At 41.9% G+C, this 15,023-nt stretch carries 8 protein-coding genes; 7 read left to right on the top strand and 1 reads right to left on the bottom strand.

The features are described 5' to 3' along the window. Positions 1–6 precede the first annotated feature (6 nt). Positions 7–1,893: a tRNA uridine-5-carboxymethylaminomethyl(34) synthesis enzyme MnmG gene (mnmG, locus tag Q5076_RS06495; RefSeq protein WP_303011835.1), complete on the bottom strand. Its 1,887-nt coding sequence runs from the start codon at positions 1,891–1,893 to the stop codon at positions 7–9. A 1,221-nt stretch (positions 1,894–3,114) separates the two neighbouring features. Between mnmG and Q5076_RS06490 the strand changes: the two genes are divergently transcribed. From Q5076_RS06490 to Q5076_RS06460, 7 genes are all read left to right on the top strand, one after another. After that, the gene (locus Q5076_RS06490; RefSeq protein ID WP_303011833.1) at positions 3,115–3,681 is read left to right on the top strand and encodes an RNA polymerase sigma-70 factor; all 567 of its coding nucleotides are present in this window, start codon (positions 3,115–3,117) and stop codon (positions 3,679–3,681) included. A 250-nt stretch (positions 3,682–3,931) separates the two neighbouring features. Continuing rightward, a complete protein-coding gene (locus Q5076_RS06485; protein ID WP_303011832.1) occupies positions 3,932–5,128 on the top strand; it encodes a FecR domain-containing protein in 1,197 nt (398 codons plus the stop codon). A gap of 21 nt (positions 5,129–5,149) precedes the next feature. Next, complete coding sequence (locus Q5076_RS06480) at positions 5,150–8,509, top strand: SusC/RagA family TonB-linked outer membrane protein (protein WP_303011831.1); 3,360 nt, start codon at positions 5,150–5,152, stop codon at positions 8,507–8,509. A 31-nt stretch (positions 8,510–8,540) separates the two neighbouring features. Further along, positions 8,541–9,980: a RagB/SusD family nutrient uptake outer membrane protein gene (locus Q5076_RS06475; RefSeq protein WP_303011830.1), complete on the top strand. Its 1,440-nt coding sequence runs from the start codon at positions 8,541–8,543 to the stop codon at positions 9,978–9,980. A 23-nt stretch (positions 9,981–10,003) separates the two neighbouring features. Next, complete coding sequence (locus tag Q5076_RS06470; RefSeq protein ID WP_303011829.1) at positions 10,004–10,687, top strand: DUF4843 domain-containing protein; 684 nt, start codon at positions 10,004–10,006, stop codon at positions 10,685–10,687. 24 nt (positions 10,688–10,711) lie between these two features. Next, a complete protein-coding gene (locus tag Q5076_RS06465) occupies positions 10,712–12,370 on the top strand; it encodes a PKD-like family lipoprotein (protein ID WP_303011827.1) in 1,659 nt (552 codons plus the stop codon). A gap of 16 nt (positions 12,371–12,386) precedes the next feature. Then, positions 12,387–15,020, top strand: coding sequence for a zinc-dependent metalloprotease (locus Q5076_RS06460; protein WP_303011825.1), 2,634 nt, complete (start codon positions 12,387–12,389; stop codon positions 15,018–15,020). Positions 15,021–15,023: the final 3 nt, after the last annotated feature.

The following is a 15,023-nucleotide window of genomic DNA, read 5'->3' as shown; positions in this document are numbered from 1 at the left end:
CGTTACTTATCGACCGGAAAGTACCAATAGTACATTGATGTCGCTGGGCGATACTCCGGGAATCCGACTTGCTTGCGCAATGGTCTCAGGGTCTATTTTTATCAGCTTTTGGCGGGCTTCCGTAGACAATGATTGGATGGAAGCATAATCAAATTTACCTTTTATTTTAATACTTTCCAGACGTGCTAATTTTTCCGCTATCATCCGTTCCCTGTCGATGTAACCTTGATATTTTATTAATATCTCGGCAGCTTCAATAATTTCTTCTTTTCGATTCTGGCTTGTAGAAGTTACTTTTTCCGATTCACGCCGGAAAGCAGGAATGTAGCCTATTATATTCTCTATTGTAACTTGCGGACGATTTAGGATTTCTATCAATTTGCAGCCTTGGCGTAGGGGAGTTGTTCCGATTTTTTCGAGTGTATCATTAATTAATGACGGTTTCATCGAATAATTCTTTGCGAAAGATATAATCTGGGCAATAGCTTCTTTTTTACTTTTCATCAATTGGAAACGTTCTTCCTTGGCAAGTCCTAGTTTGTATGCCCGTTCTGTGAGTCTCATGTCTGCATCGTCCATGCGGAGCAAGATTCTGTATTCGGCGCGTGAGGTAAACATACGATAAGGCTCGTCAACACCTTTGGTTACTAAATCATCGATTAATACGCCGATATATGCTTCGTTACGTGCTAGAGTGAACGATTCTCCGCCGTGGCAGTTGATATGAGCGTTGATGCCGGCAACTATCCCTTGTCCTCCAGCTTCCTCGTAACCGGTAGTGCCGTTTACCTGTCCGGCAAAGAATAGATTCTTAATAATCTTCGATTCCAACGTATGTTTCAATTGTGTTGGGTCGAAATAATCATATTCGATTGCATATCCTGGGCGGTATATAACCAAATCTTTGAAAGCCGGTATCTTTTTAAGAGCGGCAATCTGTATATCCATAGGTAATGAGGACGAAAATCCATTAAGATATAACTCTTGAGTCGTTTCTCCTTCCGGCTCCAGAAATAGTTGGTGCTGGTCTTTGTCGGGGAAGGTTACAATCTTGGTTTCTATACTAGGGCAGTATCGTGGTCCGATACTTTGGATTTGCCCGTTGAAAAGTGGAGAGTCCGGTAATCCTTCACGTAAAATTCGATGGACTTCTTCGTTGGTATAACATGTCCAGCATTGAAGTTGCTTCAAGTGGCGCACACTCGTATCCATGAAGGAGAATTTATGAAAATCGCATTCTCCGTCCTGTATCTCCATTTGATCGAAATGAACGCTGCGCGCATCAATCCGTACCGGGGTTCCGGTTTTCATCCGTCCGTAAGTAATCCCGTGTCGGGCGATGGATTCGGTTAATTGGTAAGATGCCGGTTCCGCTATTCTTCCTCCCGGTAATTGATGGCGTCCTATGTGCATTAGTCCATTGAGGAAAGTTCCTGTTGTTAAGATGATACATTTTGCTTTAAAAGTAACTCCCCAGATGGTAACAAGTCCGATTACTTCTCCGTTTTCCACAAGAAGTTTACATACGGTATCTTGCCAGATGTGAAGATTGGGAGTGTTTTCAAGTTTTTCGCGCCATGCCCAGATAAATTTGGCGCGGTCGCATTGGGCGCGGGGACTCCACATGGCAGGACCTTTTGACCGGTTTAAGATTCGAAACTGGATTGCCGTTTCATCTGTTATCAGTCCCATTTGCCCGCCTAATGCATCTATCTCACGTACTATCTGCCCTTTGGCAATTCCTCCTACGGCAGGATTACAACTCATTTGCCCAATCTTGTTCATATCCATTGTGATGAGACAAGTTTTGGAACCTAAATTTGCTGCTGCGGCTGCCGCTTCACAACCTGCATGGCCGGCACCGATTACGATAACGTCATACTTAAAATCCATTCCTATCTTATTTATTATCAAACGGTGCAAAGTTACGGAAAAGTTATGAGAGTTGTATCTCTTGACTATTCTTGCTTCTGAAAATCCGGACGGAAATTCGGATAGTTTTAAAAAATTGCAGAATTTTCCGGTTGGTAATCTGCAAATTGTTTATGATGTTGATATTTATGTTCTATTATTTGTTTATTTCCTTGTCAAATATTCCGTTTTGAATGCTTAATTATAAATATACTTTCTTTTTGTAAGTTTGAAAATCAACGGGTCTTTCGGTGAAATAGAAGTGAAAAGGCAGATTTAGTCTGTGAGGAAAACAATTCAAGCTGAAATACAGATTTGCAGCCAGAATTGTTTTCCTTTTCTTGATGTAAGTCAAAAAAATAGGCTAAAATATGTTTTTTAGCATAATAACTATTGTCATATTTCAAAACAGCTATAACTTTGCAGCGTAGTTGTGAAACTGCTTAAGTTTTTTAGGTATTAGAAAAAGGTAATAATTAAAAGGTATTAGTTTATAAAATTGAAGGTATTTAGATTTTAAGGTTAGTTTTTAGGAAAAAGATTGTTTTATTTAGGTATTAGTAAAAAGTTAGTTTTCAGGAAACAAGTAAATGAAAGATGAAAAAGAAGAATCCCATTTATGGGGATTCTTTAAGATGGAGCGGAATGATTCGCTCTTTTTTTATATCCTTTTTTATTCCCCGGCAGATTTCTTTTTGTTCATTTCGTTAGAGGTGATATGATATGTGGTTTTGTTTTCAATAAAGCGAATATTTTACTTGCCTGGATGAGGTTCTTTTTCCGTATTGAATAAATAATCGGCTGTAAAGGATTGGTTTGGTTACGGTATTGTCTTTGGGCATATCTGGAATACTTTTTATACGGGCGGCTGTTTTTCCATTTTTTTTGCTTTTATATCGGTTCCTGAAGAAAACGTATGGTAACTGAGCATTTTTTCTTTCCCTTATTGTGAATGAATATCATTTGAACTTTATAGGGATGAAAATGTTCCTGGTTTAATGTGCCGGAATTGATATCATCGTATGAGGAGTGGCGGGAAAATCAAATCTTGAGCATACGGCTTTATTTATTTTCTTTTTTGTAGGGAGCAGGGCTGCGGTTTCTGAAAAAAACGATATATTTGCATTCGTAAATATCGGTATAGTAAGTGATTATAACGTTTTTTGCGAGTTCTGTTTCTTTATTTGATGAATAAGTGACAATATGAGTGATAAGATTGACGTCATAGTAGCAGGAGTCAACCGAAAGGATGAAAGGATATGGGGCGATTTCTACGGTCGTTTTTATGCTGCTCTATGTGTTTATGTCTCCAAGATATTGCCGCTTCCGGATGCAGTGGAAGATTTGGTACAGGAAGTTTTTATATCCGTTTGGGAAGGTAAGCGTACTTTCTCCGATATAAAAGAACTAACTAATTACCTCTATCGCGCTTGTTATAATAACGCTTTATTATACATTCGCAATAATCAAATCCATGATAGTATATTAAGTTCCCTTGCCGAAGATGATGCACAAGACGAAGATATGGTTTATGCATTGACGGTAAAAGAGGAAATCATCCGTCAGTTATATTTTTATATTGAAGCGCTGCCTGCTGAACAGCGCCGAATCATTCTATTGAGGATTGAGGGATATATTTGGGAAGAAATAGCAGAACGTTTGGAAATAAGCATTAATACGGTTAAAACTCAAAAAAGCCGTAGCTATAAGTTTCTACGTGAAAAGTTGGGAGATTCGACTTATACCATAATTCTCTGTTTATTTTTCTAAAAAAGGAATCGAATCAATTTGATATTTATTTCTCCCTTTATTGATAGCTTAGGAGTTGTTCTTTTTATGAAGAAGGAATAATTGAACTGCATTTTGCTATCATAATGTCATCTTCTTTTTTGATAAATCTTACTTTAAATACTTTTGTTATGAAAAAACTTCGTCTTTTTGTCACCCTTTTTAATGGTTTATGTATAATTAATATGAAGCTAGGGTGAAATTGCAATTTAATTAAAAAATAAATAATAAGATGAATAAGTTCGAAAATCTGTATCAAGATGCTGTTTTGATGAGGAAATTCCTTCAGGGAGAAGCGAATGAAGCGGAGCGGTATGAACTTGAAAAACGGTTGGCGGAATGCCCGGACTTACAAAAAGTGTATGAACAACTACAAGATGGCAGAACCTTGAAAGAGGCGTTCGGGGAATATAGGTATTATTCGTCGGAGAGCGCTTATCAATCCTTCCTTCAGAGAATCGGACGAATAAAGAAACCAGAACAGAAATCTTCATTTTTCCGGATTGGGTGGTCTGTTGCCGCGGCTATTGTCGTCTTGGCTGTCGGCCTTTCATTTTATCTGTTGAGCAATTATTCGGTGGAAGAAGGAAAGGGGAGAACCCTGATTCAACCCGGAATTCAACAGGCGCAGTTAACCTTGCCTGACGGCAGTGTAATCGACGTACATAAGAAAGATGTGGATGTGGTGGTGGACGGTGTTCATGTGAAATACCAAAAAGGAATCCTATCTTACCAGCCTACTGTAGTGGTACAAGAGGAAGAAGAAAATACGGATGAGAGTGCCGTGCAGTCAAATGTACTTGTGATACCGCGTGGAGGTGAAAATACGGTTGTGCTTGCAGATGGCACTCTGGTTCACTTGAATGCCGGTTCCAAGTTGACTTACCCCGTTCGTTTTGCAGAGAAGCGCAGAGTTGTCCTTTTGGAAGGAGAAGGGTATTTCCGGGTGAAAGAAGACAAAGAACATCCTTTTATTGTCAAAACGAATTTCGGTGAGATTATGGTACATGGGACAGAGTTCAATGTAAACGCTTATAATGATGCGAAAGCATGTTATGCAACTCTGGTAAATGGAAAGGTAAGTTGCCTGACCCCCTCGCAAAAAACCGTTACATTATCACCCGGCGAGCAAGCGGTGTTTGCTGACGGCAGGTTGGAAAAACGGTTTGTCGATGTAGAGGAATGTATCGGTTGGGTAAAAGGTGAATACGTATTCCACAACAAAACTCTGGAAGAGATTATGCAAGCTTTTGAACGTTGGTATGATGTCTGTGTATATTATGAAACCCCTGCTTTACGTAACCTGACATATAGTGGAAATCTGAAACGATATAGTACAATCAATACTTTTCTTGATGCTTTAGAGATTACCGGCGACATCTACTATCAGATAAACGGAAGAAATATTTTGATATATGAGAATGAGTAATATTGAGTTTTAATTAAAATTATGAAGAAAAAAAGATTCTGCATGTCATGCTTGCTTGTGTTAAGCATGATTCTGAGCGCATGGGCACTTCCGCCTGACGGGAATAAAGTGACCCTTGATTTGAAAGACGTGTCAATGGAGACATTTTTAAACACGGTAAAAGAAAAAGCCGGGATTAATATGCTTTATAATTCACAAATGTTTCGTGGAGTATCATCTGTGACCGTGAAAGCGACCAATGAAGCTTGGGGACCGTTATTGGACAGGGTATTGACACCGAGAGGATTTACCTATGCTACCAAAGATGGCATCGTGGTTATTAAAAAGCAAGAGGAGAAAACCCGTACTTTGACTGCTAGAGTAGTGGATGAACAAGGAGCCGAGCTTCCCGGTGTGACAGTGCTGATTCTGGGAAAAGGCAAGAATATCGGTACAATGACAGATGCGGAAGGACAATTTTCCTTAGGACTTTCGGACAAAAATGTGACGATACGTATTTCTTTTGTGGGGATGGAACCGTTGGAGATTAATACAGCGAAGTTGAATCTGGATAAGACACATACGTTTCAACTGAAACCGGATACCAAGCAATTGGATGAAGTCGTGGTGACCGGTTATGCGAAAATTAGCAAGAACAGCTTTACGGGAACTTCGGTAACCGTTTCGGCAGACCAGTTGATGTCCGTGTCAAAGACCAATGTGTTGGGAGCCTTGCAAGCCTTTGACCCGTCTTTCCGTATTGCGGAAAACAACTTGGCGGGTTCAAATCCGAACAATGTGCCGGAACTGTATATCCGTGGACGTTCCGGTATCGGAACGACGGAGCTGGATGCGGAAAGTTTGTCTAAGTCATCCTTACAGAACAATCCGAATCTTCCTACTTTCATTATGGATGGATTTGAAATCAGTGTACAGAAATTGTACGATATGGACCCAAGCCGTATTGAAAGCATTACTATATTGAAAGATGCCGCTGCAACGGCAATGTACGGTTCACGTGCCGCAAACGGTGTAGTAGTTATTACGACTGTCGCCCCGAAGCCCGGTAAAATCAACATCAATTATAATTTTACAGGTACGCTTGAATATCCTGATCTTACAGACTATAATTTGATGGATGCACGTGAAAAACTGCAGACAGAAGTCGCTGCCGGACTGTTTAAAGCAGATCCGGAAAGTGAAAATTATATTAGTGAGCAAAACTCGTTGGACGAGATTTATAACAAAAAACTGAACAACGTAGTTCGTGGGGTGAATACCTATTGGTTATCAAAGCCGTTACGCACTGTTTTCAATCATAAACACAGCCTTTATCTGGATGGAGGTACGGAAGACCTGCGTTGGGGAGTTGACCTGTCTTATAACAAAGATGCTGGAGTGATGAAAGAATCTTTCCGTGACCGTATGGCAGCCGGGCTTTCGTTGACATATCGTTTAGGGTCTCTTCAACTGCGTAACTATTTCTCTTATACCTATACCAATTCGGCAGATTCTCCTTACGGCAGTTTTTCCGATTATACCTCCAAATTGCCGTATGACGAATATAAAGATGAATATGGCAGATATTTGGAGACCACTTATGCCTGGAATGGAACAAGTGGGAGCGAGAACCCTCTGTATGAAGCGACTTTAGGAAACTACAGCCGGGATAAGTCATGGGAATTGATAGATAATATTGAAGTTTTATGGAACATTACTCCGCATTGGTTATTGAAAGGGCAATTTAGCATTACAAAATCAAATTCGGAAGCGAATGACTTTCTGGACCCGCGTTCAAAAAAGAACTCGGATATATTGGGGTTGAATAACGTAATATCGGGAGAGTTGGATGTTACAACCAGCAACAGCCTTACCTGGGATGCGACGATGACCTTATCCTACAATCGCAATATCAAAAAAAACAGTCTGAACTTCCTTGCAGGTGTGAACGCTACATCGAGCACAGGAACAGGCCTGTCTATCTCGTATCGTGGATTTCCTTCAGGCAATTTGTCATCGGCGGGATATGCGCATTCCATTCACGGCATGCCTTCCGCTTCCGATTCGAAGAGCCGTCTAATCGGTATGTTAGGTACGTTTAACTATTCGTATGATAATATTTACCTGACAGATGTTTCCGTACGCTTTGACGGCAATTCCGAGTTTGGTGCAGATAAGCGTTTCGCTCCTTTCTTCTCCGGCGGTGTGGGGTTGAACATTCACAATTATGAAGCCCTGAAAAGAATAGAGTGGCTGAACCGCTTGAAAATACGTACCACCTATGGAGTCACAGGTAAAGTCGATTTCTCGCCTTATGAGGCACAGACCATGTATAAGATTGTAAATGATAATTGGTATAAAACCGGTGTCGGGGCTTCTTTAATGGCGTTGGGCAACCGTAACCTGGGATGGGAAAAGACAGGCAACTGGGATATCGGTTTGGATGTGGATATGCTGGACGGACTAATCCAGATGGATTTTTCTTATTATCGCAAAAAGACAAAAGACCTTGTGAACAATGTCACCTTGCCGAGTTCTACGGGTTTTACCACCTATAAAGACAATATCGGAGAAGTCATGAATAAAGGTGTGGAAATTCAGTTGAGAAGCAATCTTTTTCAAAATAAAGACTGGCTGGTAGCCGTGTTTGCCAATTTGGCCCATAATAAGAATGAAATCTTGAAGATTTCAGACAGCCTGAAAGATTATAATAACAAGGTTCTGGCAAAATATGACGATTATGACGAGGCGTATAATAAAGCCGATGAAAAATATGCGGATACCCACTTGCAATATGTAGAAGGAGGCTCCTTGACTTCCATTTTCGGAGTACGTTCTTTAGGGATAAATCCGGCGGACGGGCGTGAAATCTTTATCAAGAGAGACGGTTCTCTCACCTATGATTGGAGTTCGGCAGACCAGGTTGTAATTGGAAATGAAGAACCGAAAGCACAAGGAACGTTCGGATTGAATTTACGTTGGAAAAACTTTACGCTATTCTCCACTTTTATGTACGAATTTGGAGGACAGCGTTATAACTCTACATTGGTGAGCAAAGTTGAGAATGCGCGTATTTCTTCGGAAAATGTAGACCGGCGTGTGTTGACCGGACGTTGGCAGCAGATAGGCGACCGTACCCCATATGCCAAGTTACAGACTGATATGGTTGCTACAACTCGTCCTACAAGCCGTTTTATCCAAGATTATAATGTGTTGACGTTCAACTCGCTTACGATAGGATATGACGTCAATACGGAATGGCTGAAAAAGTACCGTTTAGGCATGTTACGTTTTGAGTTGTCAGGCAATGATTTGTTCCGGGCGTCTACAGTACGTGCGGAGCGCGGTCTGGATTATCCCTATTCTCGCACCTTTTCCTTATCGGTAAAAATGAGTTTATAATACATGAAACTGCTAAAAGCTTAATATACAAATGAAAATTATAAGAAAAATATACTGTGTTCCGTTTCTGGCCATATTGTTGATGAGTAGTTGCAGTTGGCTGGATGTAGCTCCCAGCAATGAGGTGAATGAAGAAGACTTGTTCAGTGAAGGGAGCGGGTATCGCAATGCGCTGAATGGCATTTATCTGAAACTGGCAGAAACCTCTCTTTACGGCAGTAATTTGAGTTATGGGTTTATAGAAGTGTTGGGACATCAATATATACTTGATAACCTGAAGACTACTTCCTCCTATTACAAAGCGGCCCAGTTCCAATATGACGATACAGATGTAAAATCCATAATTTCCAATTTATGGACCAATGGGTATAATGTTATTGCCAGTTGCAACAACCTGATTTATAATGTCAGCAATGCTGATTCGGAAATCTTTGAAGGTTTGGAAATGGAGAAAAATATGATTTGGGGAGAAGCCCTGGCTTTGCGTGCGTTGGTTCATTTTGATATCTTACGTATGTTTGCCCCTTCTATGGAAACGGATGACGGTAAGGCATACATCCCGTATGTAGATGCCTATCCGGTGATTAGCACCACTTACTATACGAATGCGGAAATTCTGGAAAAAATAGAAACCGACCTGACAGAAGCCAGAAAACTGGTGGCTACGTGCGATGTAGAGCAACATCCGGAATGGTTGCTTTCCAAGCTTCGTATGCTCGGTAAAGGAACCACGGACGAACTGCCAGAAGACGTATTTTATGCTTTTCGAGGCTATCGTCTGAATTATTATGCCATTACGGCTTTAATGGCACGAGTGTATATGTGGAAAAAAGATTATAAGGCAGCTTTCGACAAAGCGGAAGAAGTGATAAAAGCCTCGTATAATGACGAAGCTTATTTTGGTTTTGTAAATTCCGGAGAACTGGATGAAGATATGAAAGACAGCCAGAACCTGCTTTTTGCTCTTTCCCGAACCACACTGTTGGATGAATACAAACCTTTCACGAATTCGAGCAGCGACAATTTATTCTTGTTTTCCGGTTCGGATATTTATGGAGATGCAGATGACGAACGCGGGAGCACCTCTCTGTTAGGAACTGTCAGCGGCGCTCAGTATTCCAAGAAATACCTGATAGAAGAAGGCAGTACAGGATATGATATGATTCCTATGTTACGGTTAAGTGAAATATACTACATGACCGGTGAATACTATGCACGCAACAATAACTTCGAAGAAGCGAGAAAAGCCTTGGATGTAGTGCGCAGTTCAAGAGGAATTATGTTGAATTTGCCGACTATTTCCTCATTGGACGGCTTTTATACGGAACTGGTGAAAGAAGTGCGCAAAGAGCAGATGGCTGAAGGACAGCTCTATTTCTTGTATAAGCGTTTGAATATGAAGAAATATTTTAACAAAGATGAGAAAGACATCAAATTTGTCTTTGACCGTCCGGATAATGAAGATATTTAAAAATCAATATATATAGAGTAAGTATGAAACCATATATTTTATTACCTCTGTTTGTATTATGCCTGTTTTCTTGTGCGGAAGACGAGATACAACCCTATCACGGAGAACAATATTTGTATTTCAGCGAGTTGATGGATAGCGAGGACGAATCGGTCAATCTCTCTTTTAACAATTATCCCCTAGATGACGAACTGACCGTTAAAATCGCTCTGGGGTTGGTGGGAGACCCCTTTGACGTTCCCGTACCTTACAAAATAACAGTAGTAGCGGAAAAAACGACAGCTCTTGCAGAGAACTATGAGTTGCCGGAAAATCCGATGTTTAAGGCGAATGCGGCGGAAGATATTTTTGAATTGAAGCTGAAAAAGACAGATGCGTTAAAAGAAGACGTAGAATTGTTGCTGAAAATAGACCCGAATGAATATTTTGCAGGTAGTCTTAAACAGTATGAGACAATAAAAATCGTGTTTAACAATGTGGAAAGTAAACCGTTGTGGTGGGATAAAGATACGGAAAAAGTATATTTGGGCACATATTCACGTAAAAAATATGAAGCGCTTATCCAATACGGTGGAGAAGAAGCTCTCAATTTCGGAGAGTTAAATTCTGCGCAGAAACGCCGTTGCGCCTTACGTTTGAAAGAAGCCATTGAAAAATATAATCTGACAGAAGAAAACGGTACTAAAATGACAGTGCCTATTTATTAATCAATTGATAAGAAAAGAATAGATATGAGAAGGATATGTTTTGTCATCGTGGCCGTATCTGCTTGTCTTTTGTCTTCGTGCTATGAAGATAAAGGAAATTACGAGTACCGGCAGATGAACGATGTTACAATTGAGATTCCATTGGAGACAAGCGAATATTCGTTGGGGGATATATTGAAGATTGAACCCAAGTTATCATTTTCCGCGGGAGAAGAAACGAGCCATCTGACTTACTCCTGGTCGTTGGATAGGCGTGAAATTTCAACGGAACGTAATTTAAACTGGACGGTGGACGAAGAAGGAAAGTACATGGACTTGCGGTTAACAGTGATGGACCCCCAAACGGGAGTTTCTTATTTCGGTTCCGGAATGATTACGGTTACCTCTCCCTATGTAAATAGCGGCTGGCTGGTGTTGTCGGAAAAGGAAGACGGCACATCCATGCTGACCTTTCTGAGGCCGACAACGAAAACCGTACAAGGGGAAGACGGAAAAGAAGAGGAAGTATATGACTGTGTAGTTACTAAAGATGTTTATGGCATTTCCAATGGCGGCACCTCTTTGGGTGGAAAACCAGTGTCTGTCAGCCAGCATTTTGTTTCCTTATATACGGAAGACCAACCGGAAGATCTGACTAGCTGGCTTTGGCTGGTGCAACAGGGAGGACAAGGCACAGTCGATATTTCGGGCAGTACCTACCAGATAGAAGGAAACCTGCCGGCTATGTTTATCAATGGCGGGTATCCACAGGGATTTGAACCTCAACGTGTGTATGACATGTTATACCTCTCATTGGCAATCGGCACGGATGGAAAAATGTACACCCGCGTAAAAGAATCCTATAAGCTGTTTAATACCAGCTATTTCTTGGATGAATTACCCCTTTCCTATGAACAGCAACCGGTAGATGGAACTATGATTGTGAGAGCGCCGAGATTCTGTGATCAGGGAGGCACGTTGCTTTATGATAAAAACTCGCAGCGCTATTTCCATCTTTGTGATTATTGGTCCTATACTTTCTCTTCATCAGGGAACTATTATAAGAAATATTCAGGCCAGTTGATTGTACCGACTGTTATCAATACGCCTAATCAGGAATGGGGAAAACTGGATGATATGTCCGGATATACGGTCTTGTACCTGGATGCCTATAAAGATAATAGCTGGTCGGGGTTAAACTATAAATCCGTCATTGAAAAAGATAGCCGGATTTATATTCAGGATTTTACCGTATATAGTTTTGGGGGAGGTAATTCGGTGGATGCCACAATGAACTCTCAGACAGAAGCGACAGAACTGGCTTCTGTCGTTAATTCCGATGCCGGTAACAAATATGCGTTATTCTATTCGCAGGATGATAGGCCCTATTTGCTGGTGACTCGCGACGATGTGCTTTATTTCTATTATTTTAAAGGAAATGAAGGCAACCGGCTGTATAAATACCATGAATTCAATTCACCCATTACGAGCTTAGATGTAGATAATACGCAAAATTTCGGACGTGCCGGAGTCGGGTTGGAGAATGGAGAATTCTATGTACTGGATTTTAGTTCCACTGTGATAAGTGACATAATGAATACGGGAGATTCGGAAGATAAAATTGCGTTCAAACAAGATGGTTTGGGAAAAATTATAGAATCCATATTTAAGTGGAAACAAGCAGCAAGTTGGGTTACCCAGTAATTATATAATCTACAGAATGAGAAAAAAAATCTATTTACTTCTTCTGGTCGTACTATGCGGAGCAGTCGGCAATCCTGCTGCGGCTAAGAAGAAAAACAAGAAAAAGGCTTCTACTGAGGCTACGGCAAAGAAAAAAGAGAAGAAAGAAACCAAGTATGACAAGCTGTTTAAAGACAAGAAAGTCACAACAGCCAAAGGCTTCATCACTCTTCATAAGTTTGATAACAAAGTCTATTTTGAGTTACCGCTCAAGATATTGAACCGGGACATCCTGTTGGGTTCTACTATTTCGGAGACCACGGACAACCAGTTCGGATGTGTCGGTGAGAAGTCCGGTGATCCCTTTCTGATTCGTTTTGTACAACGTGATTCGACCGTCACATTACGTCGTGTACAGGCCGGGCAGTTTTCGGAAGATCGGGAGATTCGGAAACGTTTGCGGAGCAGCACCATGCCGGCTATTGCGGAAACTTTCGAGATTAAGGCGTACAATAATGACAGTACAGCCGTTGTGTTCGATATGACGGACTACCTGTTGAGCGACAAGAAAATGATTTCCCCTTTCTCTCCCTACTCGTTGATAGAGATGATGGGAGCGGATATAAGCAAGGACTTCATGAAAGAGAGCTCCTTTATCCAGAGTGTGAAAGGGTTTGAAGACAATGTAAGCGTACGTTCCCTGCTGACATATAACGTCAGTGTGGGTATGAAGGGAAATTATGCGATAAAAAAGATGCCGTTCAGTGCGGTGATGAACCGTAGCTTCATTTTGTTGCCGGAAAAGCCGATGCGTCCCCGTTATGCAGATCCCCGCATCGGAATCTTCGAACACTCTGTTGTTGAGTTTGCCTCCGAAGGCCGTGGATTACGTACCCGCCATATCGCCCATCGGTGGAACCTGGAGCCTTCGGACTCTGCCGCCTACTTGCGCGGGGAGCTGGTAGAACCGAAGAAACCCATTGTTTTTTATATTGACGATGCCTTCCCGCTGGGATGGAACAAATATATCCATAAAGGGGTGGAAGTCTGGCAAAAGGCATTCGAGAAAATAGGCTTCAAGAATGCGATTATAGCGAAAGATTTCCCGAGAGACGACCCGGATTTTGACCCGGAGAATATCAAATATTCCTGCATCCGTTACGCTCCTTCCACGGTAGCTAATGCGATGGGGCCCTCCTGGATTGACCCCCGGTCGGGAGAAATCATCAATGCATCGGTAACGGTCTATCACAATATCGTGCAGTTAGTTCAGTATTGGCGTTTCTTGCAGACTGCCCCCGCCGATAAAGAAGTGCGTGACGTCGTATTGCGTGAAGACTTGCTAGGCGACTGTATAGCCTACGTGCTCTCTCATGAAGTAGGGCATACCTTGTCGCTGATGCATAACATGGCGGGTTCTTCCTCCATTCCGGTGGATTCCTTGCGCGACCCGGAATTCACTCAAAAGTATGGGACTACTTATTCCATCATGGATTATGCACGCAATAACTATGTTGCCCAGCCGGGTGACAAGGAAAAAGGCGTGCGCCTCACCCCTCCGGAACTGGGGGCCTATGATTATTATGCCATTGCTTGGCTGTACACTCCCATATTCGAAGCAAAGACCGCCGAAGAGGAGATACCGATACTGGACAAATGGATTAGCGAGAAATCGGGTGATCCCAAATACCGTTACGGCAAACAACAATTCAAACGCCGTTTCGACCCGAGTTCCGTAGAAGAAGATTTGGGAGATGACCCGGTGAAAGCCTCGGAATACGGGCGGCGCAACCTGCAATACATTTTGAAACACATGAATGAATGGGTAGCGGATAAAGACAAGGATTTTGAATTCCGTACTGCCTTGTATGACGAGATAGTCTACGGATATGTCCGTTATTTAAGTTTTGTACTGGCAGATATCGGAGGTATCTATCTGAATGAACGTTATGACGGCGACCAGCGCCTGAGCTACAAGACCGTACCGAAGGCGCAGCAGAAGAAAGCCTTGAATTTCCTGTTGAATGAGCTGAAAGACCTTTCTTGGCTGGATGCCCGCGAGACACTGAAAGAGTTCCCCATACGCACTTCGGTTGCCATGCAGATGGAAAATGCGATTATAGACGGAATACTGTCCCGTTGCGGTGCCGTTTCTATCTGTTCGGATAAAGCGGTGTCAGCTCCTTATACCCAAAAAGAATACCTGGCGGATATCGAACGTTTTGTTTGGGCATCTACACGTGCCGGCAAGACATTGACAGATACGGAAATGCGTCTACAGATGAACTATCTGACAAAATTGATTGAAGGCTCCGTGGCAGGCGTTGCAAAAAATGCGACTAGCAAAGGCATTGCGGACATGTATGCTGCTCTTGAAGTGCCGGAGTGGTTGAAAGCGGCTTCCCGTGAGCGTTTCGGTATTGTCCCGGAAGAATTTATGGGATGCTTTAATAATAAGCCCGCTGAGATGCAAGCTGCCCGTTTGGAAGAAATCAGCGGTTTTGAAGACGATGTTGAGTTGAAGGCTCCTTTGGAACCGATGGAACATGTCTATTTCGGCGAATTGAAGAAAATACGTAGTCTGGTAGCCGCAAGCGCCTCTACCGGTTCGGCGGATACGCAACGGCATTACCGCTTATTGTTGTATAAAATTGACCAGGCGCTAAAATAATGG

This window comes from uncultured Bacteroides sp. (assembly GCF_958445495.1).
Taxonomy (GTDB): domain Bacteria; phylum Bacteroidota; class Bacteroidia; order Bacteroidales; family Bacteroidaceae; genus Bacteroides.
This window is presented reverse-complemented; position numbering and strand designations above follow the sequence as displayed.